Consider the following 25,672-nt stretch of genomic DNA (forward strand, 5'->3'; position numbering starts at 1 on the left):
AAACCATCTACCATCCACACAGATGGTTTAGGGATGGAAAAATGGCCCATAAGGTGCAGGAGCTAAGGCCGCGGCAGGCGGAGAGCGAGAAGATCACTATCAACCTCGGCTATGTGGACCTGGGTCAAGTGGACCTTCTGGTGCGCGAAGGGTTTTACTCCAACCGCACCGATTTCATCCGCACCGCCATTCGCAATCAGATCGACCGACATGATGAGGCTCTGAAAAAATCGCTGAGCCGGCATCAGCTGGACCTCGGTCTGCGGCGTTATAGTCGTAAGGACTTGGAGGCGGCACACAATTCCGGCGAGATGCTGCATATCCACGTGCTTGGCATGGCGGTTATCGAGGAGGATGTCTCGCCTGAGCTGGCGCGGTCCACCATCGCCTCTCTTCAGATTCTCGGGGCTCTCCAGGCCAGCGCGGGCGTCAAGGCGGCACTGGCCGATCGGACCAGCTGACGACCTGAACCGCCAATGCTGGCCGTTTCAAGCCTTTCACCGCAGGGCCGGCTCCTGCGCTTTCTCAGAATGAACTTACGGAGCCGTACGAAATGGCCAGACAATTCAAGATCGACGTGCTGGAAGCCACACGCCTCACTCGTCAAGGTCGGCTGGAAGAAGCCATGAGCGTGCTGCGTGACGGCCTGTCCGGCGCCCCTGACGCCGATCGCCCTGCCGATGCGGACGCGGGCTCACAGACCGTCGATCTCGTCCCCCCTTCGCCGGAAACCGGCGGCGCCTGGACTGCGCCCGAAGCCAAAAAGACGGCTGCCCCCGGCCATGTCGAGCGCGGCGCCGCCCGGCCCGCCTCCTGGCTGGACGGAATGCTTGATCTGGTCCTCGACGCCGGCCCCTCCGCCCGCGTCAAGGCGAGGGGACCCCGCGTTGGTACACAGGCGCCGGTGCCTGAAGGCGCGCGCTTCGAGGAGCGTAGTTTCGCCAATGAGGCCGGCCGTCGATCCTACAAGCTTTACGTGCCCCAGAGCCTGGCGGACGAGGCCGTGCCGCTGGTGGTCATGCTGCACGGCTGCACCCAGTCCCCCGATGATTTCGCGGCCGGCACGCGTATGAACGAGCTGGCGGAGGATCATGGCTTTATCGTCGCCTATCCCGCACAGAGCCCCGACGCGAACGCCTCCGGCTGCTGGAACTGGTTCAATGCAGGCGACCAGAAGCGCGACCGTGGCGAGCCCTCTCTGATCGCAGGCATCACACGCCAGATCATGGATGAGTTTCCGGTCGATCCGGACCGGGTATTCGCCGCCGGCCTGTCCGCCGGGGGCGCGACGGCTGCGATCATGGGCGCCACCTATCCCGATCTCTTTCGCGCCATCGGGGTGCATTCGGGGCTGGCATGCGGTGCCGCCCGCGACATGCCGTCCGCTTTCGCGGCGATGCGCCAGGGCGGAAGTCCGGCGCCATGCCGGAGCGATGGCACCGTCGTGCCCACCATCGTTTTTCATGGCGACGGCGACAGGACAGTGCATCCGGTGAACGGCATGCAGGTGGTGGCGCAGGCGGCCGCGCAGGCGCAGGGGGAAATGAAGCTCGGGACGACGGTCACATCCGGCCAGTCGCCGGGCGGCGTGGCCTACACAAGGGAAGTCCACAGCGATGCCGCAGGGCATGTAGTGCTGGAGAACTGGGTGCTCCACGGCGCCGGCCATGCCTGGTCCGGCGGTAGCCCGGCGGGATCCTTCACCGATCCGAAGGGGCCGGACGCGAGCCGGGAGATGCTGCGCTTCTTTGTGGAGAGCAGCCACGGCCGCGCGGAGCGCGGGCGTGTAGCGGGGCAGATACCTCGGCGCTGACGATAAGCTTTACCCCGCAGCCTTCCACGCCCAAATGGGACGCGGAGAGCTGCGGGGGTGTTGGATGAACGGGTGGGGCGACGCAGGCTTCACATCCGCGTCGCGATTTCCCGCTCCACATCATCGATGGCGGACATGACTTCGCCCGTGGCGGTCTGGTGCACCATGTGCCCGCCGCCCTTGATCCGCCGGAATGTGCTGCCGGGAATATCATCGTGAAGCCGGCTCGACTGGTCGTCGATATCCACGATGCGGTCGCCTTCACCGGCCACGATGGCTACGGGCATTCTGAGATCGCTGTACTTCTCGCTGGCACCGTAGGCGGCCGGAATCATCAGCATCGCCTCCGCGGCCGAGGCCCGCAGCTGCGACGGGCGCAGGGCCATGTCGCGCGGAAAGGCCCCGAATTTGGCCGGAACCGTCGCCGGCCCGAACAGGGTGCGGAGCATTTTGGGCCACATCAGCCAGCCGAGGAGCGGCGACACCGTATAGCGCAACACATCGCCGAAGCCCGGCACGGCAGGAGCCCCCATCGCAAGCGTATCGGCCCGGAAGCCGGGGTAGTAATAGCCGGACGCGAGGACGAGGCCGGCAACCGCCTGCGGGTAGTCCGCGGCGAGCCTGACCGCGACGCAAGCGCCCCACGAGTGGCCGAACAGGAGAAAGCGCGGCACGCCGAGCTGTAGCAGGGCCTTGTGGAACAGCGCGGCCTGCGCTTCCGCGGTCCAGACGGTGGCGCGCGGACGGGAGCTGTGTCCGAACCCGGGCCGATCGAAGGCGATCACGCGGTGGTGGTTCGCCGCCAGATCCAGGAGCCCGCTGGACTCAAGGTCGTCGATCGAAACCCCGTTTCCGTGCAGCAGCACGAGCGGTTGGCCAATCCCGCGCTCCACATAATGAAGCCGCACCCCGTCCACCTCGATGAACTTGCCGTTCGGCGGATTGTTGCGCTCGGTCTTGCGCGCGATCAGCGCGTTGGCGACAACGGCGGCCACCGTGGCGGCCACTCCGGCAGCTAGATAAATTTGGGTGTTGGTGGGGCGTGACGACATGATGAGCACTCCGTGATGGCATGCTCGATAACCCGCCAAACGAGAAATATAGCAGCTTTCAACGAACGCCCACTGCCACGCGCGGTTCCTGTATTTATGGACAGGCACAATCCGAATTTTGGGAACTTAACAAAATCCCTCGCATTGAATTGAGCGCTCGCGCGCGAAATACTTTCGCGAAGGAAATCCAATGGCTAATAAATCGGGCTTTTCCTCTGGCAAGCCGGCGACTGTCCATGACCAGAAGCTTCAGCGTGGGGCGGGCGGCGAGCTTCACCAGCTGGCGGGCGGCGACATCCCCGTGCTCACCACCGCCCAGGGCGGTCCCGTCGCTGATGATCAGAACACCCTCAAGATAGGCTCTCGCGGTCCCGCCTTGCTCGAGGACTTTCACTTCCGCGAGAAGATCTTCCACTTCGATCACGAGCGTATTCCCGAGCGGGTCGTCCATGCCCGCGGCTACGGCGCCCACGGCTTCTTCGAGACCTACGAGTCGCTTGCGGACTACACCCGCGCCGACCTCTTCCAGCGCGCGGGCGAGAAAACGCCGGCCTTCGTGCGCTTCTCCACCGTCGCCGGCTCCAAGGGCTCCTTCGATCTCGCCCGTGACGTGCGAGGCTTCGCGGTCAAGATTTATACCAAGGAAGGCAATTGGGATCTCGTCGGCAACAATATCCCGGTCTTCTTCATCCAGGACGCGATCAAGTTTCCGGACATCATTCACGCCGTGAAGCCCGAGCCTGACCGCGGCTTTCCCCAGGCGCAGTCGGCGCACGACAATTTCTGGGACTTCATTTCGCTGACCCCGGAATCCATGCACATGATCATGTGGGTCATGTCCGACCGGGCCATTCCGCGCTCGTTCCGCTTCATGGAGGGCTTCGGCGTCCACACCTTCCGGCTGCTGAATGCCAAGGACGAATCCACCTTCGTCAAGTTCATCTGGAAGCCCAAGCTCGGCCTGCAGTCCGTCGTCTGGAACGAGGCGGTGAAGATCAACGGCGCCGATCCCGATTTCCATCGCCGCGATCTGTGGGAGGCCATCCAGTCCGGCAATTTTCCGGAGTGGGAGCTGTGCGTGCAGCTGTTCGACCAGAACTTCGCGGACAGCTTCGCTTTCGACGTGCTCGATCCGACCAAGCTCATTCCGGAGGAGCTCATCAAGCCGGTCCCCATCGGCCGGCTGGTGCTCGATCGGATGCCGGAGAACTTCTTCGCCGAGACCGAGCAGGTCGCCTTCATGACGCAGAACGTGCCGCCCGGCATCGACTTTTCCAACGATCCGCTGCTTCAGGGCCGGAACTTCTCCTATCTGGACACCCAGCTGAAGCGCCTCGGCAGCCCGAACTTCACCCACATCCCCATCAACGCCCCCAAATGCCCGTTCGCCCATTTTCAGCAGGACGGACACATGGCGATGCGCAATCCCGCCGGGCGCACGAACTATGAACCCAATTCGCGGGGCGAGGGGCCTCGCGAGGACCCTGTCCGAGGCTTCCGGTCGTTTCGCGAGGAGGTCGACGGACCCAAGGTGCGCCTGCGCGCCGAGAGCTTCGCCGACCACTACAGCCAGGCCCGGCTGTTCTTCAACAGCCAGACCGTGCCCGAGCAGAAGCACATCGCCATGGCGCTCACCTTCGAGCTCAGCAAGGTGGAGGCGGTACCCATCCGGGAGCGGATGGTGGCGCATTTGCTGGTGATCGACGAGGCGCTGGGGGCCACCGTGGCCGACAAGCTCGGCATGGATCCGATGCCCAAGCCCGCCGATGCGGCTGTATCGCCCCGCGATGACCTGCCGGCGTCTCCGGCCCTCAGCATCATCCTGAACGGCCCGGAGAGCTTCACCGGCCGGAAGGTGGGGGTGCTCGTCAGCAACGGCTGCGACGCGGGCCTGCTGAAGAAGCTTCGGGCTGCGGTGGAAAAGGAGGGCGCAACGATGGAGCTGGTCGCGCCTAAGGTGGGCGGCGTCGAGGCCTCGGATGGCAGCCGGCTGCCCGCCCATCACATGATCGATGGCGGTCCTTCCGTGCTGTTCGATGCGGTCGTGCTGCTGCTGTCGGAGGAGGGGGCCGAGCGGCTGACCGGCGAAGCGGCGGCGCGCGATTTCGTGGCGGACGCATTTGCCCACTGCAAGTTCATCGGCTTCACGGCCGGTGCTGTGCCGCTCCTCGCCAAGGCTAGCGTTGTGCCCGATGCGGATGAGGGAATGATTGCCCTGGAGGGCGCCTCCGCCATCTCCGGCTTCATCGAGAGCTGCCGGAAGCTGCGCCTGTGGGCGCGGGAGGGAAGCGTCAAGCTCTGACGCCCAGAACTAAAAAATGGCATCGGCGGAGCTGGAAGCCCCGCCGATGCCCGGCACTCAGCGCGACATGCCCAGATACAGCGCCTCGTCGTCATCGCGCTGCCGCCCACCCATGGCAGCGGCGACACCGGCGACGAACGCGCCGACCAGGAGAGAGAGGGCGCCGAGAAGGGCGAACAAGGCTCCGGCCTTGCGGGCCGTGTCGGCCGCCTTCTGCGCCTTCACCTTCGCCGCCTCGGCCTGCGCCAGCACGGCATTCACCCGCTCGGTCGCTTCGGCCGGGGAGAGGCCGGTGCGCGCCGCCACGAGCTGGCCGAGATAGGCCCGGTCTGCCGCGGAGACTTCGCCTGCCGCCGCGCTCGCTGTCAGGATGCGCGACGCCTGTGCCGCCGCGGCCGCGTCCCCTTCGCCTTCGGGAGCCGCCAGCCTGGCCGGATCGGCCGGGCGGAACAGCGTGTCGACGAAGTAGGAGACGGCGTCGGTTGCGCTGCCCGATCCCGCATTGGCAGCGGCACCGGCGGACGCGCCCATGGCCGCGCCGGAAGCGACGTTGGACGCGGCACGAACGCCCGTTCCCACCGCTGACGACATGGCGGAACCGAGCATGCCGGCAACCAGCAGCGTGGCGACCGCCCAGGCCATGAAGCCATGGGCCGTATCCCGGAAGAACGTCTCATCGCTATGGACGCCAACCCGCTTGGTTCGCAGCCGTCCGGTGAGATAGCCGCCGAAACCCGCCGAAAGCCACTGGACGATCACCAGCCAGATGACCGTGGAGACGGCGAAGGTGGTGATGCTGGCGCTCTCGCCGGCCCAGGGCGAGGCCATGGTCAGCCCGAGGCCCGAGCCGAGGAGCATCAGGGTCAAGGTGAGGGTGGCGGCAGCCAGGGCGCCGGCGAAAATCGCGCCCCAGCTGACCGCCGACGGGGACGGCTCCACGGCGGCCGCGATGGCGGGCGCCGGTGGTGCGTAGGTGGATGACATGCGGTCCCCCTATCGCATGAAAAGGGCGAGAAGGATGATGATCGGGATCGGAATCCCCAGCAGCCACAGTAGAATGCCTCGACCCATGGGTGGTCTCCTTGAATGAACGTGGATGGAAAGCGAGGCGGCCGCCGATAAGCGCGGTGGCCGCTCTGGATCAGGCGGCCTTGGCGATGGAGTTGGCAGACTTATCCGCGAGCGCGGTCAGCGACTTGTCGGTCTGGGTCTCTTCGGCCAGCGTCTGCTGGAGCAGGGCGGCGACATCGGTCAGCCCGAGCACCTCGGCCCAGCGCTTGAGCGTGCCGTAGCGGGTGATCTCGTAATGCTCGACCGCCTGGGCCGAGGAGATGAGGCCCGCGTCGATGGCCGGCGAACCCTTGAAGTTCTCGATGATCTCTTCGCCTTCGGCGACGATGCCCTCGATGGCATCGCAGGTCTTGCCCTGCGCACGCTTGCCGATGAGCTCGAAGACCTGCTGCAGGCGTTCGACCTGGCCTTCGGTCTCGTCCTTGTGCTTCTCGAACGCTGCCTTCAGCTCCGGCGAAGAGGCGGCGCGCGCCATCTTGGGAAGCGTCTTCAGGATCTTCCGCTCGGCGTAATAGATGTCCTTGAGCGTGTCGTGGAACAGATCTTCCAGCGTTTTTTCGCGGATCATGGGGTGTGTCCTTCGTCGTGCAGCATTGCATCGCCTTTCCCGAACGCGAAAAAAGCAGAATATAAAGCAACCGGATGCCAGTTTTGTTCCTGTGCCAATCCCGTAAATAGTCCAGGTATATGAAATAGATCGGTGGACAGATTGCGGCCGAGATCAAGTTTGAGCATCGTATGCCGAGCATTGATGCAGATGCGTCAGCTCAATTGGCGTGTCTGCATCTTTTAATCTCGCTCTCGCGGCCTATGTATTTGAAGATCCGGAGGCGATCTGTGCATCAGGTCCAGTCGCCGTGCGGTGAGCCGATAACAGGAGAGCTGCCATGGATAAGGATCGTGTCGCTGGTGCCGCCAAGCAGGTGAAGGGCACCATCAAGGAAGCCGCCGGCAAGGTGACGGGCGACGTCAAGACCGAAGCCGAAGGCAAGGCCGAAAAGTCCGCCGGCAAGGTCCAGAATGCGGTGGGTGGCGCCAAGGATGCCGCCCGCGACGCCCTGAAGTGATCCGGCGAGACGCGGGCCCTGCAGGCCTTGTCCGGCTTGCCGGCGGAATGATCTGACCAGATCCGCCCCTCTGCGTCCGGCCGTGCCATGCGGCCGGATGCAGCGCATCCGCGCACGTCGCGTTTGCTTTCCGTGCTGTGATCGGGCGAACTGGTCCCGGGGACCTCGTTCGCCACACAGGGAAGCGCCATGGACACCGATGTTCCCAACGAGGCAGCCCTGCGCCAGCGGGTCGATCGACGCCAGCTTCAGCAGATCATCGCCGGGCTCGCGGAAGGGATCGTGCTGATCGATCCGGTCGATGGCATCGTGTGGGCGAATGAGCGTGCGCTTGCGCTGCATGACGTGGCGGAGCTTGCCGGCCTCGGCACCACGGCGGCCGGCTACCGGAAGACCTACCTGCTCAAATATCGCAACAATCACATCCTGACCGACAGCCAGTATCCTATCGACCGGCTGCTCGCCGGAGAGCCGTTCGAGAACCTCGTCGTGGAAATCACCCATGCCGAAAGCCCGGACGATGGCTGGCGCCGCATCTGCCGGATTGGCGGCCGCAGCCTGTCCAACACCAAGGGCGAAGCGGAATCCCATGTTCTGGTGATCGAGGACCTGACCGATCGCTTCACGGCCGAGGAGCGCTTCGAGCGGACGTTCAACGCCAACCCGGCTCCCGCCATCATCTGCCGCCTGTCCGATCTGCGCTATGTGAAGGTCAACCAGGGCTTCCTGGAAATGACCGGCTATGCGCGGGAGGACCTGATCGGCCTCTCCGTCTATGAGCTCGACGTTCTCGAGGGCGCGCCGAACAAGGAGACCGCCGTCGCCTGCCTCCGAGAGGGACGGACCATTTCGCAGACCGAGGCCACCATTCGCGTTGCCGAAGGCGGCTCCCGCTTCGTCATTGTCGCTGGGCAGCCCATCGAGCTTGGCGATGAAGGCTGCATGCTGTTCACCTTCATGGACATGGCCGAGCGAAAGATGGCGGAAGATGCGCTCCGCCAGAGTGAAGAGCGCTTTGCCTCCGCGTTTCGGATGACGCCCCTGCCGACCGCCCTCTCCACGCGCGAAAACCTTCGTCTGCTCGATGTGAACGCCGCGTTCGTCGCTCTGCTGGGCTACAGCGAGGAAGAGGCCGTGGGACGGTCCGGTCCCGAACTGCCGATCTGGACGAGCGCGGTCGTCCGCCGACAGATCGAGCGCAAGATCGCGGAGAGCGGAAGCTTCCGCAGCATCGAGGTGCAACTGCGCACCAAGGCGGGGGACATTCTCGATTGCCTGATATCCGGGGAAACCGTCACCATCCACGGGCAGGACTGCCTGCTGACGGTCATCCAGGACATCACGGAGCGCAGGCGCTCGGAAGTGGAGCTCATCGCCGCCATCGAGGCCGTGATGCAGGATACCTCGTGGTTCAGCCGAACCGTCATCGAAAAGCTTGCCGAACTGCGCCGACCCCGGCGCTCGGACAAGCCGCGGGTGGGTCTTGCCGATCTGACGGCCCGGGAGCAGGAAATCCTCGGCTTCATGTGCGAGGGACTGGCGGATGCGGATATCGTCAAGAAGCTGGGCCTGACGCGCAACACGGTCCGCAACCACATCGCCCGCATCTACAGCAAGGCCGACGTCCACAGCCGCACGGCAGCGGTGGTCTGGGCACGCGAGCGCGGTTTCACCGGCACGCCGGGCAAAAAGGCATCTCCGCCCACACGCCCCAGGCGGTGAAGGGGCGCAGGCGCATCAGTTCGCACTGATGCAGCCGGCTCTATGGCAGTGGTCCCCCAAAGCCTAGTTTGATCGGCAGGAAAGCCGATGCTTTCCGTTGCCCCCACCATTGGGAGCGGATCGACGGGGACCAAGGAACGTCACGCATGAACCAGTCCGTTCCCCGTTCCCTCGAAGATGGCCTGGCCACGCCGGTCCCGCGCGGCCGGATGGCTGAGCCGGGCGAGGCGGCGCTGGATCGGATCGTTGGACTGGCGGCCCTGCTGTGCGAGGCACCGATGGCCGTGCTCACGCGCGTCGACGACGATCATCCGCAGGGCACAAGCCTCGGCTTTGGCTTCGCGCCGCACGAGGTGCCGAGCGACATGGCTCTGTTCGCCGAGGCCGTCCAGCAGGGCGGCATCTTGATCGTGCCGGACCTGACCCAGGACCCGCGGTTCAACACGCTCGCGTGCGTCACCTGCGCGCCCTTCCTGCGCTTTTACGCCGGTGTGCCGCTGGAAATGCTGGAGGGGCAGGGCACCGGAACCCTGTGCGTCGTCGGACACAGCCCCCGCGATCTCGCGCCTGTCCAGCGACTGGCCCTGCAATCGTTGGCGCGGCATGCTTCGACCGAGCTGGGCTTGAGACGGAGCCTCGATGCCGAGCGCGCGGCGCGGACCGAGGTCGCGCGGCTGCTGTCGGAACGAAACGACCTGCTGGCCCGCAACGACGTCCTGAGGCGGGAAGCGGATCACCGCGTGAAGAACTCGCTCCAGCTGGTCGCCGCCATGCTGGGGCTGCAAGCGCGCCGGCTGTCGGACGCGTCGGCGGCGAAAGCCCTTGAAGATGCGCAGCAGCGCATCGGCGGTATCGCCGCTGTGCACGAGCAGCTCTACAGAAGCTCGGGTACGGACCTCGTCGAGGTCAGCGATTTCGTGGAGGGTCTTTGCGCTGCGTTGGCGGCCAATCGTCCGGCGAATGTGGATGCGCTCCGGGTCCACGCAGACAAGCTGACGCTCGAATCGAGTCAGGCGATGAACCTCGGTCTGCTCCTGTCGGAACTGGTCACGAACGCCTTCAAGCACGCCTATGCCGACGGTATGCGTGGCGACGTTCGCGTCGTCCTCACCGCCGACGATCGCTGGGTGAACCTCGTCGTTAGCGATGACGGCGCCGGCCTGCCCCCCGGCTTCGGTCCGGAGGGCCGCACAGGATTGGGCATGCGGCTGGTCCGCGCGGTGCTGGGCGAGTTCGGGGGTGCCATCACCGCAAAGACCGGGACAGGCGCGACCTTTGCAATCAAGATGCCGGTGACCCTGGCTACGGGCTAGCTCAGTTCCCGCCGCGCGCTTCCGTCCGGGGCGCCGCGCCAAATGTCGCCATTTCGCCGAAGCTGAAGGTGGGCACCAAGGTGATGCTGCTGGACGCCCCAGCGCCCTTCGCCGGCCATCTGCCGGAGCGGCGCGACCTCATCTCCTTCGTCTCGCACCCCTGCCACCCGTTGATCTGCAACGATGAGACCACCGAGGAGGGCCGGCGCGACTATTTCGGCGTCGCGGCGACGCAGTCCATCACCTCCGCGCTGATGCAGGGCCGGACGAGGCCTTTGCGCTGGGCGAGGCGGTGGCGAAGGCCATCTACGCCCTGCGCCCCCATCCTGCGCTCCTATCGCCTGACTGTTGGACAGATGGCGATCATGGAGTTAGGCCTGTCCGGGTGGCTCCTGTCGCAGCGCGGCTCAGCGCGTGGCGAACCCACCAGATGATCCCCCATGCGCCAAAATAACCATCCGATCCCCTGAACCAGACGGATGGACGTCGCCGGACTGTCTAAAGTCAAAGCGGAAGCTCTCAAGAAGGCGCATATTGCACGCGAAAGTCGCGCGCGACGCAGATCAAAAAAAGCGTGCAAGGGAGGGCCGGATGCTCCGTTCGATCATTTTCCCATGTCTTGCTGTGGCGGTCACCATTGTGCCGGTAGCGGGTTCCCGGGCTCAGGATATCCGCGGTGTGCCGGGTGCGCCGGATGCGGTGATGACTTTGCCTGGTCTTCAGTTGCCGGCGCCGTCCCCGCCTTTCGTCGGCCGGATCCTCCCCGATACCGTGGACAGCACCCCGGCGTGGCCGCCGCAGGTGATGCCGCCCGCCGCGGCGCCGAACGTCCTGCTCATCCTCACCGATGACGTGGGCTTTGCGGCCCCCTCCACCTTCGGCGGCGTCATCCCGACACCGACGCTGGAAGAGGTGGCGAACGAGGGCCTGCGCTATACCACCTTCCACACCACCGCCTTGTGCTCGCCCACCCGTGCGGCGCTGCTGACGGGCCGCAACCACCATCAGGTCGGCTTCGGCGACATCAGCGAGCTTTCCAGCGGCTATCCCGGCTATAACGCCATCATCCCGCCGGAGACCGCCACCCTCGGCGCCATCCTCAGGCAGAACGGCTATGCCACGGCCTGGTTCGGCAAGAACCACAACGTGCCGCCATGGGAGGCGAGCATCGTCGGCCCGTTCACCAACTGGCCGGGCGGCCTCGGCTTCGATTATTTCTACGGTTTCGTCGGCGGCGACACGAGCCAGTGGCAGCCGGGCAACCTGTTCCGCAATACCACGCCCATCCATCCCTATGACGGTCATCCCGGCTGGAACCTGACCACGGCCCTGGCGGATGACGCCATCGACTATATCCGCCGGAACGTGGAGATCGCGCCCACCCGGCCGTGGTTCATCCATTACGCTCCCGGTGGCACCCACGCGCCCCACCACCCGACGAAGGCGTGGGTGGAGAAGATCGAGCAGATGCATCTGTTCGACGAGGGCTGGGAAGCTCTGCGCGACCGCATCTTCGCCAACCAGAAGAAGCTCGGCGTCATCCCCGCCAATGCGGAACTGCCGGCCTGGCCGGCCGACATGCTGAAGCGCTGGAACGATCTGACCGACGTGGAGAAGAAGCTCTTCATCCGGCAGGCCAATGTCTATGCCGCCTACCTCGCATATACCGATCATGAGATCGGGCGTGTCATCGAGGAGGTGAAGCGGCTCGGCCAGCTCGACAACACGCTCATCATCTATATCAGCGGCGACAACGGGTCGAGCGGGGAAGGCTCGGTCAACGGCACGCCCAACGAGGTGATGTATTTCAACGGCGTCGCGCTGAACGCCGAGGAGCAGATGCCCTGGTACGACGCCTGGGGCACCGACCAGACCTACAACCACATGGCGGTGGGCTGGACCTGGGCCTTCGACACGCCCTATCGCTGGACCAAGCAGGTGGCCTCGCACTTCGGCGGCACCCGCAACGGCATGGCCATCTCGTGGCCGGCGAAGATCAAGGACCACGGGGGCATCCGCGGGCAGTTCCACCACGTGATCGACATCGCCCCGACGATCCTCGAACTCGTGGGCGTGCCTCAGCCCAACTTCGTCAACGGCATCGCGCAGCGGCCCATGGACGGCGTGTCCATGGCCTATACGCTGCCGGCGCAGAACAAGGCGCTGCCCTCCACGCGGAAGACGCAGTATTTCGAGATCCTCGGCAACCGCGCCATCTACAATGACGGCTGGATCGCCAGCACCACCCCGCCGGTGCCGCCGTGGGCGACGATCACCGATGCCCGCCCGTCTGATGTGATGAACGGCTATGCCTGGGAGCTCTACAAGCTCGCCGACGACCCGACGCAGCTGCACGACCTCGCCAAGGCCGAGCCCGCGAAGCTCAAGGCGATGCAGGAGCTGTTCATCATGGAGGGCCAGAGGAACCAGGTCTTCCCGCTGAACAATTCCATCGCCGCCATGATCGCGCCGCGTCCCGGCCCTGCCGCCGGCCGCAGCCGCTTCGTCTATACCGGCCCCTCCTGCTGCACCCAGGCGAATGCGGCGCCGAGCATTCTTAACCGCTCCTTCCGCATCACCGCCGACATCACCGTGCCGGCCGATGGCGGCAGCGGCGTTCTGGTCACGCAGGGCGGCCGCTTCGCCGGATGGGGGCTCTATCTGAAGGACGGCAAGCCGACCTTCACCATGAACCTGCTCAACCTGAAGCGGCCGAAATGGCAGGCGGCGCAGGCGCTGGCCGCAGGCCGGCACACGCTGGTGTTCGACTTCGCGCTGGTCCAGCAGGGCGAGGTCCCGTTCGGACATGGCGGGACGGGCATTCTCACCGTGGACGGGACGGAAGCGGCGAAGCTGACCCTGCCGCACACGACGCCCTTCACCTTCGCCTGGGACGAGACCTTCGACGTGGGCCAGGACACCGGCACCCCGGTTGATGATGCCGACTATCAGGTCCCGGCCCTGTTCACCGGCAAGATCGGCTCCATCGCCGTCGATCTCGGCGACGGCTCCGTCTCGCTGGAGTCGATGAACGCGTGGTTGAAGGCGGCGTCCACCCGCGACGTCGAGCGTCCGGCGCCGGGTGTCGCGCCGGCGGGGAAATAGTCCGTCGGGAGAGGCAGCTCATCACGCACCCGCCCCCAGGTCGGGCGGGTGCGTGAGGCGGCTTCGCCTAGTAGGTCGCCGCCAGATAGTCGACGATGGCCTTGGCGTCCTTCTCGTCGATCGGGGCGCCGTAGGCGGAGATCATCTTGTGAACCTCGGCATCCCAGAACGGCCGCCCCATCTTGGGCGGCTGGGTGAGGATGTAGTCGGCCGAATGGCAGGCCGCACAATTGTTCTCGGCGGCCTCGACCCCCGGACCCGGCTTGAAGACGGCGGTCTCCTCTGGAAGCACATAGGACATGGGCTGCGCCATCGCCAGGCCGGCGAAGGTGCCGGCACAGGCCATGGTTACAGCGGCGATGGCGGCGGAGAGGGCCTTTAGATGGTTGGTCATCGGAATGTCCCTCACGCGGCCACGATACGGGTGGTTTCGACGACGTTGCGCATGTAGCCGGAGGGATTCCAGGTCGGCTCCATGGGCTGGGTCTTGCCGAGCACGTTGGTGGCGCGCACCAGGATGGCATGCTCCCCCGCCGGCACGGTCACGCTCGTCCGCCATTCGCGGAACGAGTATTTGCCGAGATCCTCGCCCAGCGTCGCCGGCGCGAAGGACTTGCCGCCATCGGCGGAGACTTCGACGCGCGCGATGCCCGAGCCGCCATCGAAGGCAATGCCCCGCAAGGGCAGAGGCTTGCCCGCCGCAACCTTGGCGCCGTCGAGGACGTTGGTGAGGAAGGACCGCACGACGAAACGGCCGATCGGCACGGTCTTTTCCGGCTTCGTGCCGGGCGGCACGCAGGCGCATTCATTGTCGGGAATGCGATAGGCCGTGGCCATCCAGAAATTGTCGAGCGGCTTGTCGAGCACGGTGATCTGGCTGAGGTGCTTGACCCAGTAGGTTCCGAAGTAGCCGGGCACGACGAGGCGTAGGGGGAAGCCGTTCAGCCAGGGTAGGTCGGCGCCGTTCATCTGGTAGGCGAGGATGACCTCGCCATCGAGCGCGTGATCGAGCTTCAGGGATTTGGCGAAGCCCGGCGTCTGCGGCATGGCGGGACGGTCGAGCCCGCTGAAGGCGACTTCCACGGCGCTGCTTGCGATGCCCGCCTTCTCCAGCACGGCCTTCAGCGGCACGCCCTTCCAGCGGGCATTGCCCATCAGTCCGTTGCCCGCCTGTCCGCCGCCCACGCGTGGCTCCAGGAAGCCGCGGCTGTTGCCCGAGCATTGATGCACGGCGACGAATTCCACCGGGTCGAACTTGGTCTTCAGATCGTCCAGCGACAGCGAAAGGGGCGTCGCGACCTTGCCCTTGACCTCCACGCGGAAGGCGGTGGGGTCGATGTCGAGGGGAATGTCGGCCAGGTGATAGCGCACGAAGAAGGCGTCGTTCGGCGTCAGGATGCCTTCGTTGAACACGGAAAACGGGGTTTCGAGCTGCGGGGGCCGCGCGGTCAGGCCGATCAGGGCGCGCTTGCCGGGATAGACCACGAGCGGGCGCTCGCCATTGCCAAAGGGAAGCGTGATCGTGTCCGCAGCCAGTGCCGCGAAACGGGACCCCGCCATGAGCCCGGCCCCGGCCCCGAGGGCCATGCCTCCGACCGAGCGCAACGCCTGACGCCTTGTGATCATTCCGCGTTTCCCTTCCCGGCAGCCCGGTTGCTCCGGCATCTGCTTTTGTCCGGCGTTCTCCGGGCTTGTCCGTCCCGCCGGAAGGGCGGACGAGCGGCCCGATGGCCGGTGCCGAACCGCCCGCACACCGCAGGCGATTGCGGTCCAAACTTCACCCTGCCGCTCGATTGGTCAACAACTCTCGCCGGCACGATGGAGCTTCCCGTGGGGCAGTCCGGCGACCGTCTTGGCCTTGATGCGCCAGCTGTTTTGAGCTGTCGCAACGGCCGCCGAAGGGCGGGCGGGGAAGACCCCGAGGGTGATGCCTCGCGTGGTCTAATGGTGTAGCAGCAGCGCCTGGTTGCCGTCCTGACTCCCGGTGCGCGCCTCGCGTGCAGCGAACGGCGCGCAGCGCTCCAGCAGGCGGGCGAGGCTGAGCTCGATTTCGGCCTTCCTGATGCCGCGGGCGATGAAGACGAGGAAGGAGGGGCCGGCATCGCGCTCCGGCAGATGGGTCGGCGGATGCATCACGTGCTGGACCCCATGAATGGCGAGGGGCCGGTCCGACGATGTGGTCCGCAGAAGCCCCTTCACCCTGAGGATGCGGTCGCCATGCGCGTGCAGCAGCGCAGAGAGCCAGAGTGTGAAGGCCGGCCAGTCCAGCGCGCCCTCCAAAGAGAGGGTGAAGGAGGAGACCTCCGAGTCATGCTCCGGCGCGTCGGCGAGGAAAGGGGAGGGCGGGGCGTGGAGGCTGTCGCGGCCCGCCAGCACGTCCGCGAGGCGGAACGTCTCGTCCTGCGCGTCGAGGATGCGCGCATCGGGGGAGATGGCGCGCACCGCCGCGGCGAGTTGTGCCGGCGGCACGGCGGCGCGCATGTCGCCTTTGGTTAGCACCACCGTATCGGCGATGGCCACCTGACGGTGCGCCTCCGGCCGGTGTTCCAGATTGCGCAGGCCCGCCACCGCATCCACCACCGCCACGACGGAAGCGAGGCGCACGTGCGCCTTCAGCCAGGGGTCGCGCGCGAGGGTCGCGATGACGGGCGCGGGATCGGTAAGTCCTGATGTTTCGAGGATGGCGCGGCGCAGGCCGCCGCCGGCTCTGGAACCGGTCTTTGCCATGCGCACCAGATCGTGCATCGCCTTGGCCACATCGGCGCGGCGCGCGCAGCACAGGCAGCCGCCGTCGATCAGCTCCACCGCCTCGCTGGCATGCACCAGCAGGCGATGATCGACGCCTGCCTCACCGAATTCGTTGACCATGAGGCCGGAATCGCCGCCCTCCGGGGTCTCGATGAAGCGGCGGATGAGCGTCGTCTTGCCCGAGCCGAGGAAGCCGGTCACGACGATCAAGGGCAGGCGTTCATCCATGGACCGGTGTCTCCGCGATGGCGACCGGGGCGATGAAATCCTCGGTGAGCGGATCGATGCTCCGGCCGGAGAGGCTTTCGGCCACCGGCCAGACGTCTCCGAGGGTCGGGGCGATCTTGGTGCGGCCGCGCGCGTCGGTCAGCGCCAGCGCCTCCCCGTCCCAATCCTCGCAGACGAGGCCGAGGGGCTGCACCAGCGCATTCAGCATGGCGACGCGCCGGCGGCGCTCCTCGCGATAGTGCAGGATATCCTCGAACGGGAAGCGCTCGTCGCGCTGCCGAGCGAAGTCGCTCCAGTGTTCTCCCGCGCCGAAGATCGCGCAGACCTCGCACATGGCGGTTTCTCCTTCTCGCAGTCAGGCGAGGCTGTCGGGCGCGCCGCCGAGGGGCAGCTCCATGTCGGACAGCATGCTCTGGGTGAGGCATTCGGAAACGCGCTTGCGGGCCAGCCCCGCGTGGGAGCTACCGAGCGCGTCCGCCCGGTCGGCATCGCGGGCGCGGATCGCCTCCACCATCTCGCGGTGCTCGCGGATGATGTTGCCGATGTGCGCGTCGTACGCCTCCTCGGTGGAAAAACAGTCGTAGGTCATGGCGAGGCGGGAGATGCGCAGGTTGGTGGTGAGCAGCTGGAGATAGAAGCGCTCGACCACGCCATTGCGGCAGCAGGCGGCGATGGCGGCATGGAAGCGCCAGTTGATCTCCAGCATCGCCTCGGAATCGCGCTGCGCCGTCGCGGCCTCGAAGGCCTCCCGCTGGGCGTCGATGGCAGCGATCTGCGCCTCCGTCCGCCGCAGCGCCGCCCAGCGGGTGACGAGGCGCTGGGAGAGGTCGAACGCCTCCAGATGCTCGCGAATGTCGTTCCAGCCCATGGGCGCGACGCGCGTGCCGCGATTGGGCAGGATCTGCACCAGCCCCTCGCCGGCGAGGCGCACCAGCGCCTCGCGCAGCGGCGTGCGGGAGAGGCCGAGGCGGCTCACCAGCGCCGCCTCGTCGAGGTCGGAGCCAGGCGCGAGGGCGAGCGAGACGATCTCGGCGCGGATCACCTGATAGGCGAACTCGCTCGATCCCCCCTTCGAGATTCCCGCCTTGGGGGCGGTGGGCACCGCGAGGCTGCCGCGTCCGGCGGCACGGGTGCGGCTTCTTTGTGCGTTTCGTTCAGACATCGTTGTTGCATGACTCAATTTATTTTGCATAAGATATGTATAAATAAGCCTTCCGTCAAGCATATAACTTCGTGATATCAACGATTTGGGGGGGTAACGGTGCTTTGGCAAGCCACCGCTAACGGGCTGCTGCTCGGCGGCCTCTATGGCATCGCCACCATCGGCTTTTCGATGGTCTGGGGCGTCATGGGGGTCATCAACCTGGCCCACACCGGCTTCATCATGCTGGGCGCCTACATCACCTACGGCCTGTTCCGGTTCGCCGGGCTCGACCCCATCGCGTCCATTCCGGTCTCCATGATCGCCATGTTCGCGCTGGGCTACGCGCTGCAGGTGCTGGTGCTGAACCGCATCATCCGCACCAGCCTGCTCCTGTCGCTGGTGGTGACCTTCGGCATCGAGCTGGTGATGGTGGATGCGGTCTCCATCGCCTTCACCTCCGACGTGCGCTCGGTGAACTCTTCCTATGCGGCGAGCTCCATCGAGGTGTTCGGCATCCTCGTGCCGGTGGTGCGCCTCATCGCGGCGGGCTTCTCCGTCACCCTCGGCATCGCCTTCTTCGCCTTCCTGCGCTTCACCCGTGCCGGTCAGATGATCCTCGCCACCGCGCTCGACCGGGAGGTCTCCTCCCTCATGGGCATCAATCCCGAGCGGATTTACGCGCTGACGGCGGGTGCCGGCGCGGCGCTGGCGGGGGCGACCGGCTCGCTCGCCTCCATGCTTTTCCCGGTGATGCCGGGCATGGGCGTCACCTTCCTGAGCGCGGTGTTCGTCATCACCGTTTTGGGCGGCATCGGCTCGGTGGAGGGGTGCATCGTGGCCGGCTTCATCTACGGCCTCGTGCAGGCCTGGGCGGGCTACTTCCTCGGCGCCAATTATCAGGAGATCGTCGGCTTCGGCCTGTTCCTGCTGGTGCTGGCCCTACGGCCGCAGGGTCTGTTCGGCCGCGCCTTCTTCGGGGAGCACGCATGATCTCCCCCTCTTCCCCCTCGGGCGCGCGGCGCCGCGCGCTTGTCTTCTGGGCCTTCTTCGCCGCCGGCGCGGTGGTCCTCGCGCTCGCGCCCCTCGCCCTCAACAATTACTGGCTGCGGGTGCTGACCACGGTGTTCATGTACGCCACGGTCACGCAGGGGCTGAACGTCATCGTCGGCCTCACCGGCTATCACGCCTTCGGCAATGCGGTGTTCTTCGGTTTCGGCGCCTATGCCTGCGGCGTGGCCATGACGCTCGGGGCACCCTTTCCCGTGGCGCTCGTCGCGGCGGTCGCCTTCTCGGCGCTGGTGGCGGGCATCGTCGGCTGGCCCATCCTGCGGCTGCGGGGGCATTACTTCGCCATCGCCACCGTCGCGCTGAACCTCGCCGCCATCCAGCTGGTCATCCAAGTGGGCGGCGTGACGGGGGGCGCCGAGGGGCTGCCGCTGCCGCTCTCGGACCTGCCGCCGGGGCCGCTCTATCGCGCCATCTATCTGGTGATGCTGGCCGGCATGGTCGTCTCCACCCTGCTGGTGGCGTTCATCCTCACCCGCCCCTTCGGCTACGCGCTGCGGGCCATCCGCGATGGCGAGCGCGCGGCGGGGGTGATGGGCATCGACACCACCGCCACCAAGGTCGCGGCCTGGGCGCTCTCCGCCGGCATCACTGGCTTCGCGGGGGGCGTGTGGGCCTATTGGATCACCTTCATCGAGCCGGCCAGCGCGTTCGATCCCGCCATTGGCGTGAAGGCTTACATGATGCTCATCCTCGGCGGCATGGGTACGGTGATCGGGCCGGTGCTGGGCGCCTTCGTGCTGGAATTCCTCTCCACGCTGGTGTGGGGCGGCTTCCTGCAGGCGCACCAGATCGTGTTCGGCGTGCTCATCGTCGTCATCTGCCTCGTCGCCCCCAACGGGATGCTGGTGGCGGGGCGCTCCCTGATCCAGCGGTGGAGGTCGCGCCATGGCGCTGCTTGAGGCGAACGACCTCGAAATCCGCTTCGGCGGCGTGAAGGCCTTGGCCGGCGTCTCCTTCCGCGTGGAGGAGGGCGAGGTGTTCGGGGTCATCGGCCCCAACGGCGCCGGCAAGACCACGCTGCTGAACGCCATCTCCGCCGTCTACCGGCTCAATGGCGGCTCCATCCGCTTCGCTGGGGAGGATGTGACCGGCCTGCCGCCGCATCGCCTCTCCCGCCTCGGCATCGCCCGCACCTTCCAGATCGTGCAGCCCTTCAAGGCCATGAGCGTGCGGGAGAATGTCGCCATCGGCGCCATGTTCGGCCACGCGCGGCTGCGCACCCGCGACGCCTGGCTCGCCGCCGCCGATGCCGCACTGGAGCGCACGGGCCTCGCGCCCAAGGCCGCCTTCATGCCGCCGCAGCTCACCCTCGCCGACAGAAAGCGCCTGGAGGTGGCCCGCGCGCTCGCCATGGGGCCGCGCATCATCCTCTTCGACGAGGTGATGGCGGGCCTCAACCACACGGAGATCGAACGCATGATCGACCTCGTGAAGAGCCTCAAGCAGGCCGGCCTCACCGTGGTCGTCATCGAGCATGTGATGAAGGCGGTTCTGGCCCTCTGCGATCGCATCATGGTGCTGAACTTCGGCGCCAAGCTCGCCGAGGGTGTGCCGGACGACGTGGTGTCCGACCCCAAGGTGGTGGAGGCCTATCTCGGCCAGCGCTTCGCCAAGGCGCATTCGGCTGCCCAGGTGGCCACGGCGGCGGGAGGCGTGCAATGAGCCTTCTCTCGGTCGAAGGCCTCGCGGTGGCCTATGGCGACAGCCGCGTCCTGTGGGACGTGGGCTTCGACATGGCGGAAGGCGAGATCGTCGCGCTGGTGGGTGCGAACGGCGCGGGCAAGACCACCCTCCTGCGGGCCCTCACCGGCCTCGTCCCGGTGCGCGGCGGAAAGATGCGCTTCGCCGGCGCGGACCTCGGCCCGCTGAAGCCCTATGAGCGCGCCCGGCGTGGCATCGCCATGGTGCCGGAGGGCCGGCGCCTGTTCGCCGGCCTCACCGTGCGCCAGAATTTGAAGCTCGGCGCCACAGCGCGCCCGGACCGCGCCGGCGAGGAGGACGACCTTGCCTTCGTCTTCCAGCTGTTCCCCGAGTTGAAGCGGCTGGAAGGCCGGCTCGCCGGCCTCATGTCCGGCGGCGAGCAGCAGATGTGCGCCATCGGCCGGGCGCTTATGGCGCGGCCGAGCCTGCTGCTCGTCGACGAGATGTCGCTGGGCCTCGCCCCGGTGATCGTCGACCGCATCGCGGACGCGGTGCGCCAGGTCAACCGCGAGCGCGGCATCACCGTGCTGCTGGTGGAGCAGGACGTGGGCCTCGCGCTGGAGATCGCCACCCGCGGCTACGTGCTCGACACCGGCCGCATCACCATCGACGGCCCGGCGGACGACCTTCTGCGGCGCGAGGACATCCGCGCCGCCTATCTCGGCCTCAACTGACGTGCCTCAACCGATCCTTCTGGAGAGCGTGACGTGTCCCGACCCTATGACCTCGTGATCGAAAACGGCACGATCCACACCCCGTCCTCCTCCTTCAAGGCGGACATCGCCGTGCTCGACGGCAAGATTTCCGCCATCGGCGGCCCCTTCACCGAGGCGGCGAAGCGCGTGGATGCCAAGGGCCTCGCCGTGCTGCCGGGCATGTGGCACGTCCACTGCCATTTCCGCGAGCCGGGCCACACCTACAAGGAAGACTTTCAGACCGGCTCCGCGGCGGCGGCGGTCGGCGGCGTGACCATGTGCATCGACATGACCAACAATACGCCGCACCCGACCACGCTCGAAGACTACGAGATGAAGAAGGCGCTGGTCGCGCCTAAGGCCCATGTGGACTACGCGCTCTATGGCGGCGGGCTCTATCCGCGCACGGTGGAGGCGCTGGCCAAGGCGGGCGCCATCGGCATCAAGATCTTCAACACGCGCCACATCAAGGAAGTCTATCCCTACATCTCGGAACTCGGCGTGCTCGACCACGGCATCCTGTTCGAGCTCTATGAGGCGACGCGGGACATGGGGCTCGTCGCCTCGGTGCATCATGACGATCCCGAATGGTGCAAGCGGCTCACCTTCCGCGATTACATCGACAAGGGCCGCACCGATGCCATGGCCTATCACGAGAGCTTCTCGAAGGGCTACATGTATGGCCACGGCATGGTCGCGGGCCTCGCGGCCTCGCTCTATTACGCCCGCATCTGCGGGGTGAAGCTGCACGTGCTGCATCTCGGCGTCATGCCCAAGGGCGCCAACGAGATGATCCACCACGCCAAGTTCGACCTGGGCCAGGACGTGTCGTGCGAGCTGGAGCTCGGCACCATGTTCATGAACCGCGCGCAGATGGAGAAGGTGGGGCCGCGCACCTACAATTGGGCCTACGACCCCGAGGCCGGCTGGGACGCCATCAAGGACGGCACGGCTGATATGATCGTGCTGGAGCACGCCCCCCATTCCAAGGAGGACGTGGACCCCGGCTGGAAGGACCTGTTCTCGGTGCCGCTGGGCGTCACCGGCGCGCAGGAATACATCCCCCTGCTCATGAACGCGGTGAATGAGGGGCGCCTCTCGCTCAACGACGTGGCGCGCCTCGCCGCCGAGGCCCCCGCCCGGCGCTTTGGCATCTTCCCGCGAAAGGGCGTGATCCAGCCCGGCGCGGATGCCGACTTCACCATCGTCGACATGAGCCGCGAAGGCGTCTTCCGCAACGAGGACATGCTCTCGCGCACCGGCTTCTCCAGCTGGGAGGGCATGGCCACCAAGGGCGCGGCCACCCACACCATCGTGCGGGGCACCATCGTCGCGCAGGGCGGCAAGCTGGTGGGCGCGCCGGGCTTCGGGCGCTTCGTGCCCGGCACCGCGGCATCCGCCTGAGAAACCTAAGAAAACCAAACCTTCCGGGACCAGCAGGAGCGAGCGAGATGATGCACAGACGAACTCTGGTGAAGAGCGTGGCCGCCCTCGGCCTCGCCACCCTTTTCGGCGCGGGCACGGCCGCCGCGCAGGACAAGATCAAGATCGGCGCCGCCGTCAGCCTCACCGGCAACTTCGCCCGCGAAGGCCATCTCTTGAAGAACGGCTACGCCTATTGGGAAAAGCTGGTGAATGACGCCGGCGGCATCAAGGTCGGTGAAAAGAAGATGCCCGTCGAGGTCATCTATTACGACGACGAGAGCAAGCCGCAGACCTCCGCCCGCCTGACCGAGAAACTCATCACCGAAGACGGCGTGGGCTTCATCCTCGGGCCCTACTCCTCCGGCATCGCCACCGCCACGGCGGCGATCAGCGAGAAGTACAAGGTCATCACCATGACGCCCATGGCGACGGCCGACAGCCTCTACCAGCGCGGCTACAAATACATCTTCTGTCCCGCGCCACTGGCCTCGACCACGCTCGATCCCATGCTGGCGCTGCTGAAGACGGTGAAGGACCCGCCCAAGACCATCGCCATCGCCGGCCCCGACGACCTCTTCCCCAATGTGTTCGCCGGCGCCGCGCAGAAGAAGGCGGAGGCCGAGGGCCTGAAGGTGGTCTATTCCACCAAGTATCCGAAGGGCTCGGCCGACCTCTCCTCCGTCGCCACGGCGCTGAAGGAGAGCAATCCGGACGTGCTGATCCTCACCGGCTACGTCCAGGATTCCATCCTGCTCATCAAGACGCTGCAGACGCTGAAGGTGAACCCCAAGCTCATTGGCTTCGCCTTCGCGGTGGGCATCCCGGACTTCCTCAACGCCCTCGGCCCGGCGGCGGAAGACCTGTTCGGCGTGCAGATCTGGGATCCGGCGCTGACCTATAAGGGCCCGGTGGTCGCCGACAGCGCGACATATGTGGAGACCTTCAAGAAGCAGTTCGGCGGCGAGGTGCCCACCTACATCACCGCCGCCGGCACGGCGGGCGCGCTGTCGCTCCAGCTCGCCATCGAGAAGGCCGGCAGCATCGACCCGGTGAAGGTGCGCGAGGCCATGCTCCAGCTCGACACCGACACCTTCTTCGGCCCGGTGAAGTACAACGACGCCGGCGTCGACGTGAAGGCCTCCGCCGTGGTCGCGCAGGTGCAGGGCGGCAAGGCGGTGCCGGTCTATCCCGCGGCCATCGCGGCGGCCCCCGTCGTCTATCCGCGCAAGCCCTTCCCGTGATCGTCGACGTTCACGCCCATGCCCTCTCGCGCGATTTCCTCAGCGAACTCGCACGGGAGGGTGCCTTCGGCATCGAGACGTGTCCGGAAGGCTTCCGCTTCGCCGGCTACGGCCCCCTCGATCCGCTGCTGTTCGACATGGACGGGCGGCTCGAAAGCCTGACGCGGCGCGAGATCGGCCTCCAGCTGGTGTCGCCGCCGCCGCGCGTCGTCTCCCATGCGGGATGGGCGGCGGATGCGGCCTTCGCCCGGCGGCTCAATGACCAGACCCTCGCGGCGGTGCGCGACGCTGGCGGCCGCCTCGGCGGGCTCCTCGTTCCGCCCATCGCCGAGCCGGAGCGATGCGTCGCGGAAATCCGGCGCGGGCTGGACGAGGGCCATGTGGGCGTCGCCCTGCCGACCTCGGCGGCGGGGCGCCCGCTCGATGATCCCGCCTTCGAGCCCATGTGGGCGGAATGCGCGCGGCAGGGCTGCATCGTCTTCATGCACCCGACCACGGGCGTGGAGCGGCAGGCCTTCGGCAGCTTCACCATGCTGCAACTGGTGGGCTGGCCCTCGGAAACCGCCTTGTGCGTGGCGCGGCTGATCTTCGCCGGCGTCATCGAGCGCCATGCCAGCCTCAAGATGGTGCTGGCCCATGGCGGCGGCACGCTGGCCATGCTCGCAGGCCGGCTCGATCTCGCCTATGAGGCGCCGCTCTATGAGGCCAATCCGGCCTGCCGCGCGCATATCGGCAAGCCGCCGTCGCACTATCTGCGCGATCTCTATTACGACACGGTGGTCGCCCACCTGACCGTGCTCGACTTCCTGCTCAAGCTGGTCGGCCCGGAGCGGGTCGTGTTCGGCACCGACTTCCCGTTCGAGGTCGGTGATGCGGAGGGCCGGAAGTCCCTCGCGGCTTTGGAGCCCCTGGGGGTCGAGGTGCGCGACACCGTTCTCGCCAATGGTGCACGGCTGGTTTCGGGCGCGAGGTCTTAGGGGGCGGCGAGCAATCCGCCGGAACATCACCGTCGTTTGCCGCTCCTAAACCACGGGCAGGACATGTTCGGCGCGGTCCAACCGGAGGCGCGCTGTGGAAACGTCCCTTTATGAGCCCGTGAAGCGCTTCCTCGAGCAGCTCGGCTACACCGTGAAAGGCGAGGTGAGGAATTGCGACATCGTCGCTCTCCGGGACGATGATCCTGCGGTGGTGGTGATCGGCGAATTGAAGCTGGCATTCAATCTCGAACTCATTCTTCAGGGCGTCGACCGGGCGACCATGGGCGACGAGATCTGGCTGGCGGCCCGCCTGTCCGCCAACGGCAAGGGGCGGGAAAGCGACCCGCGCTATCGCAATCTCTGCCGCCGCCTCGGCTTCGGCTTGCTGGGCGTCTCGGCAACCGGGCGCGTCGATGTCCTTGTTTCACCAATCTCGCCGATGCCGCGGAAGGATCCCCGCCGCCGCTCGCGGCTGATGGAGGAGCACAGGCGCCGCCAGGGCGATCCCGTTGCGGGCGGCGGCACGCGCAAGCCGATCATGACCGCGTATCGGCAGCAGGCCCTGGCCTGCGCCGCCGCGATGACAGCCGCGCCGCAGCGTCCGCGCGACCTGAAGCACATCTGCCCCGATGCCCAGAAAATTCTCCACCGCAATGTCTATGGGTGGTTCCAGCGTGCGGAGCGCGGCGTCTACGTGCTGACCGAACTGGGGCGGAGCGCATTGGCCTCGTGGCAGCCTGACATCACCCCCTGAACGCGAAATAGGCAAAGGCGCGGGGCGCCAGCCACTCGGCGATCATTCGAAGTCTGCTGCCAGCGCTTCCAGTCTGCCCCGCCTGCCACCTTCAACGCGAAGTCTTGCGACATCGGCGCCTTGATCGGCCGTAGCTCTCCTGCGGCCGACCGCGACGGAGCGCGTCCCGCCGCGTGCGCCGCCTTCGCGCCTGTCCGCCGCTGCCCCCGGTCGGCTTCTTGCAACGCTTCGGATCAACGGCGCCCC

General features: G+C 66.6%; 24 protein-coding genes. 16 read left to right on the forward strand and 8 right to left on the reverse strand.

Annotation, left to right across the window (positions count from 1 at the left end):
• The first annotated feature begins 41 nt into the window (after positions 1 to 41).
• Both FHT36_RS21420 and FHT36_RS21425 read left to right on the forward strand, forming a co-directional pair.
• Positions 42 to 461: a CopG family transcriptional regulator gene (locus FHT36_RS21420; protein ID WP_169124481.1), complete on the forward strand. Its 420-nt coding sequence runs from the start codon at positions 42 to 44 to the stop codon at positions 459 to 461.
• A gap of 92 nt (positions 462 to 553) precedes the next feature.
• Positions 554 to 1,813, forward strand: a complete 1,260-nt coding sequence (locus tag FHT36_RS21425; RefSeq protein ID WP_169124482.1) for a PHB depolymerase family esterase — start codon at positions 554 to 556, stop codon at positions 1,811 to 1,813.
• Between the two features lie 89 nt (positions 1,814 to 1,902).
• Here the strand turns inward: FHT36_RS21425 and FHT36_RS21430 are convergent, their stop codons facing one another.
• Entirely contained in the window at positions 1,903 to 2,865 is a 963-nt protein-coding gene (locus tag FHT36_RS21430) for an alpha/beta fold hydrolase (RefSeq protein WP_169124483.1), read from the reverse strand.
• Positions 2,866 to 3,055: 190 nt separating this feature from the next.
• Between FHT36_RS21430 and FHT36_RS21435 the strand changes: the two genes are divergently transcribed.
• Positions 3,056 to 5,167 carry a catalase gene (locus tag FHT36_RS21435; RefSeq protein ID WP_169124484.1) on the forward strand — a complete coding sequence of 704 codons (2,112 nt, stop codon included), beginning with the start codon at positions 3,056 to 3,058 and terminating at the stop codon, positions 5,165 to 5,167.
• Positions 5,168 to 5,224: 57 nt separating this feature from the next.
• Here FHT36_RS21435 and FHT36_RS21440 read toward each other — a convergent pair whose 3' ends face one another.
• Together FHT36_RS21440 and FHT36_RS21445 are read right to left on the reverse strand one after the other, a co-directional pair.
• Positions 5,225 to 6,151, reverse strand: a complete 927-nt coding sequence (locus tag FHT36_RS21440) for a hypothetical protein (protein ID WP_169124485.1) — start codon at positions 6,149 to 6,151, stop codon at positions 5,225 to 5,227.
• A 157-nt stretch (positions 6,152 to 6,308) separates the two neighbouring features.
• Positions 6,309 to 6,806: a ferritin-like domain-containing protein gene (locus tag FHT36_RS21445; RefSeq protein WP_169124486.1), complete on the reverse strand. Its 498-nt coding sequence runs from the start codon at positions 6,804 to 6,806 to the stop codon at positions 6,309 to 6,311.
• Positions 6,807 to 7,125: 319 nt separating this feature from the next.
• On the opposite strand from FHT36_RS21445, the gene FHT36_RS21450 reads away from it, so the two are divergent.
• The 5 genes from FHT36_RS21450 (at position 7,126) to FHT36_RS21470 (ending at position 13,445) form a co-directional block, all read left to right on the forward strand.
• On the forward strand, positions 7,126 to 7,305 hold the full coding sequence (locus tag FHT36_RS21450; protein WP_169124487.1) for a CsbD family protein: 180 nt from the start codon (positions 7,126 to 7,128) through the stop codon (positions 7,303 to 7,305).
• Positions 7,306 to 7,494: 189 nt separating this feature from the next.
• Positions 7,495 to 9,027: a helix-turn-helix transcriptional regulator gene (locus FHT36_RS21455; protein WP_169124488.1), complete on the forward strand. Its 1,533-nt coding sequence runs from the start codon at positions 7,495 to 7,497 to the stop codon at positions 9,025 to 9,027.
• A 146-nt stretch (positions 9,028 to 9,173) separates the two neighbouring features.
• The gene (locus FHT36_RS21460; RefSeq protein WP_169124489.1) at positions 9,174 to 10,340 is read left to right on the forward strand and encodes a histidine kinase dimerization/phosphoacceptor domain -containing protein; all 1,167 of its coding nucleotides are present in this window, start codon (positions 9,174 to 9,176) and stop codon (positions 10,338 to 10,340) included.
• Between the two features lie 68 nt (positions 10,341 to 10,408).
• Positions 10,409 to 10,774 carry a phosphogluconate dehydrogenase C-terminal domain-containing protein gene (locus FHT36_RS21465; RefSeq protein WP_169124490.1) on the forward strand — a complete coding sequence of 122 codons (366 nt, stop codon included), beginning with the start codon at positions 10,409 to 10,411 and terminating at the stop codon, positions 10,772 to 10,774.
• 157 nt (positions 10,775 to 10,931) lie between these two features.
• Positions 10,932 to 13,445 (forward strand): arylsulfatase, encoded by a 2,514-nt coding sequence (locus FHT36_RS21470; RefSeq protein ID WP_169124491.1) that lies wholly within the window; start codon positions 10,932 to 10,934, stop codon positions 13,443 to 13,445.
• A 67-nt stretch (positions 13,446 to 13,512) separates the two neighbouring features.
• On the opposite strand, the gene FHT36_RS21475 is transcribed toward FHT36_RS21470, so the two are convergent.
• The 5 genes from FHT36_RS21475 to FHT36_RS21495 all read right to left on the reverse strand — a co-directional run bounded on the left by FHT36_RS21475 (position 13,513) and on the right by FHT36_RS21495 (position 17,583).
• On the reverse strand, positions 13,513 to 13,839 hold the full coding sequence (locus tag FHT36_RS21475) for a cytochrome c (RefSeq protein ID WP_169124492.1): 327 nt from the start codon (positions 13,837 to 13,839) through the stop codon (positions 13,513 to 13,515).
• 11 nt (positions 13,840 to 13,850) lie between these two features.
• A complete protein-coding gene (locus FHT36_RS21480; protein WP_169124493.1) occupies positions 13,851 to 15,071 on the reverse strand; it encodes a molybdopterin-dependent oxidoreductase in 1,221 nt (406 codons plus the stop codon).
• Positions 15,072 to 15,386: 315 nt separating this feature from the next.
• On the reverse strand, positions 15,387 to 16,421 hold the full coding sequence (locus FHT36_RS21485; RefSeq protein ID WP_169124494.1) for a GTP-binding protein: 1,035 nt from the start codon (positions 16,419 to 16,421) through the stop codon (positions 15,387 to 15,389).
• A complete protein-coding gene (locus FHT36_RS21490) occupies positions 16,414 to 16,755 on the reverse strand; it encodes a hypothetical protein (protein WP_169124495.1) in 342 nt (113 codons plus the stop codon). Before FHT36_RS21490 ends, FHT36_RS21485 begins: the two co-directional genes overlap by 8 nt.
• A 21-nt stretch (positions 16,756 to 16,776) precedes the next feature.
• Positions 16,777 to 17,583 (reverse strand): GntR family transcriptional regulator, encoded by an 807-nt coding sequence (locus FHT36_RS21495; protein WP_169124496.1) that lies wholly within the window; start codon positions 17,581 to 17,583, stop codon positions 16,777 to 16,779.
• Between the two features lie 99 nt (positions 17,584 to 17,682).
• On the opposite strand from FHT36_RS21495, the gene FHT36_RS21500 reads away from it, so the two are divergent.
• The 8 genes from FHT36_RS21500 to FHT36_RS21535 all read left to right on the forward strand — a co-directional run bounded on the left by FHT36_RS21500 (position 17,683) and on the right by FHT36_RS21535 (position 25,426).
• Positions 17,683 to 18,555, forward strand: a complete 873-nt coding sequence (locus FHT36_RS21500) for a branched-chain amino acid ABC transporter permease (RefSeq protein ID WP_024280023.1) — start codon at positions 17,683 to 17,685, stop codon at positions 18,553 to 18,555.
• The gene (locus FHT36_RS21505; RefSeq protein ID WP_169124497.1) at positions 18,552 to 19,532 is read left to right on the forward strand and encodes a branched-chain amino acid ABC transporter permease; all 981 of its coding nucleotides are present in this window, start codon (positions 18,552 to 18,554) and stop codon (positions 19,530 to 19,532) included. Before FHT36_RS21500 ends, FHT36_RS21505 begins: the two co-directional genes overlap by 4 nt.
• The gene (locus tag FHT36_RS21510) at positions 19,519 to 20,295 is read left to right on the forward strand and encodes an ABC transporter ATP-binding protein (protein ID WP_169124498.1); all 777 of its coding nucleotides are present in this window, start codon (positions 19,519 to 19,521) and stop codon (positions 20,293 to 20,295) included. Before FHT36_RS21505 ends, FHT36_RS21510 begins: the two co-directional genes overlap by 14 nt.
• Positions 20,292 to 21,008: an ABC transporter ATP-binding protein gene (locus FHT36_RS21515; RefSeq protein ID WP_169124499.1), complete on the forward strand. Its 717-nt coding sequence runs from the start codon at positions 20,292 to 20,294 to the stop codon at positions 21,006 to 21,008. The genes FHT36_RS21510 and FHT36_RS21515 overlap by 4 nt, the downstream gene beginning before the upstream one ends.
• A 33-nt stretch (positions 21,009 to 21,041) precedes the next feature.
• A complete protein-coding gene (locus tag FHT36_RS21520) occupies positions 21,042 to 22,433 on the forward strand; it encodes a dihydroorotase family protein (RefSeq protein ID WP_169124500.1) in 1,392 nt (463 codons plus the stop codon).
• A 47-nt stretch (positions 22,434 to 22,480) separates the two neighbouring features.
• Positions 22,481 to 23,695 carry an amino acid ABC transporter substrate-binding protein gene (locus FHT36_RS21525; protein ID WP_169124501.1) on the forward strand — a complete coding sequence of 405 codons (1,215 nt, stop codon included), beginning with the start codon at positions 22,481 to 22,483 and terminating at the stop codon, positions 23,693 to 23,695.
• Positions 23,692 to 24,672 (forward strand): amidohydrolase family protein, encoded by a 981-nt coding sequence (locus FHT36_RS21530; RefSeq protein WP_169124502.1) that lies wholly within the window; start codon positions 23,692 to 23,694, stop codon positions 24,670 to 24,672. Before FHT36_RS21525 ends, FHT36_RS21530 begins: the two co-directional genes overlap by 4 nt.
• A 94-nt stretch (positions 24,673 to 24,766) precedes the next feature.
• Complete coding sequence (locus FHT36_RS21535; RefSeq protein WP_169124503.1) at positions 24,767 to 25,426, forward strand: DUF2161 domain-containing phosphodiesterase; 660 nt, start codon at positions 24,767 to 24,769, stop codon at positions 25,424 to 25,426.
• Positions 25,427 to 25,672: the final 246 nt, after the last annotated feature.

This window comes from Xanthobacter sp. SG618, from assembly GCF_012932745.1.
Taxonomy (GTDB): Bacteria; Pseudomonadota; Alphaproteobacteria; order Rhizobiales; family Xanthobacteraceae; genus Xanthobacter; species Xanthobacter flavus.

What these genes read in the sequence shown, in the direction of transcription:
- FHT36_RS21420 (WP_169124481.1), top strand. Translation starts at nt 42, where the DNA reads ATGGCCCATAAGGTGCAGGAGCTAAGGCCGCGGCAGGCGGAGAGCGAG.
- FHT36_RS21425 (WP_169124482.1), top strand. Translation starts at nt 554, where the DNA reads ATGGCCAGACAATTCAAGATCGACGTGCTGGAAGCCACACGCCTCACT.
- FHT36_RS21430 (WP_169124483.1), bottom strand. Translation starts at nt 2,865, where the DNA reads ATGTCGTCACGCCCCACCAACACCCAAATTTATCTAGCTGCCGGAGTG.
- FHT36_RS21435 (WP_169124484.1), top strand. Translation starts at nt 3,056, where the DNA reads ATGGCTAATAAATCGGGCTTTTCCTCTGGCAAGCCGGCGACTGTCCAT.
- FHT36_RS21440 (WP_169124485.1), bottom strand. Translation starts at nt 6,151, where the DNA reads ATGTCATCCACCTACGCACCACCGGCGCCCGCCATCGCGGCCGCCGTG.
- FHT36_RS21445 (WP_169124486.1), bottom strand. Translation starts at nt 6,806, where the DNA reads ATGATCCGCGAAAAAACGCTGGAAGATCTGTTCCACGACACGCTCAAG.
- FHT36_RS21450 (WP_169124487.1), top strand. Translation starts at nt 7,126, where the DNA reads ATGGATAAGGATCGTGTCGCTGGTGCCGCCAAGCAGGTGAAGGGCACC.
- FHT36_RS21455 (WP_169124488.1), top strand. Translation starts at nt 7,495, where the DNA reads ATGGACACCGATGTTCCCAACGAGGCAGCCCTGCGCCAGCGGGTCGAT.
- FHT36_RS21460 (WP_169124489.1), top strand. Translation starts at nt 9,174, where the DNA reads ATGAACCAGTCCGTTCCCCGTTCCCTCGAAGATGGCCTGGCCACGCCG.
- FHT36_RS21470 (WP_169124491.1), top strand. Translation starts at nt 10,932, where the DNA reads ATGCTCCGTTCGATCATTTTCCCATGTCTTGCTGTGGCGGTCACCATT.
- FHT36_RS21475 (WP_169124492.1), bottom strand. Translation starts at nt 13,839, where the DNA reads ATGACCAACCATCTAAAGGCCCTCTCCGCCGCCATCGCCGCTGTAACC.
- FHT36_RS21480 (WP_169124493.1), bottom strand. Translation starts at nt 15,071, where the DNA reads ATGATCACAAGGCGTCAGGCGTTGCGCTCGGTCGGAGGCATGGCCCTC.
- FHT36_RS21485 (WP_169124494.1), bottom strand. Translation starts at nt 16,421, where the DNA reads ATGGATGAACGCCTGCCCTTGATCGTCGTGACCGGCTTCCTCGGCTCG.
- FHT36_RS21490 (WP_169124495.1), bottom strand. Translation starts at nt 16,755, where the DNA reads ATGTGCGAGGTCTGCGCGATCTTCGGCGCGGGAGAACACTGGAGCGAC.
- FHT36_RS21495 (WP_169124496.1), bottom strand. Translation starts at nt 17,583, where the DNA reads ATGTCTGAACGAAACGCACAAAGAAGCCGCACCCGTGCCGCCGGACGC.
- FHT36_RS21505 (WP_169124497.1), top strand. Translation starts at nt 18,552, where the DNA reads ATGATCTCCCCCTCTTCCCCCTCGGGCGCGCGGCGCCGCGCGCTTGTC.
- FHT36_RS21510 (WP_169124498.1), top strand. Translation starts at nt 19,519, where the DNA reads ATGGCGCTGCTTGAGGCGAACGACCTCGAAATCCGCTTCGGCGGCGTG.
- FHT36_RS21515 (WP_169124499.1), top strand. Translation starts at nt 20,292, where the DNA reads ATGAGCCTTCTCTCGGTCGAAGGCCTCGCGGTGGCCTATGGCGACAGC.
- FHT36_RS21525 (WP_169124501.1), top strand. Translation starts at nt 22,481, where the DNA reads ATGATGCACAGACGAACTCTGGTGAAGAGCGTGGCCGCCCTCGGCCTC.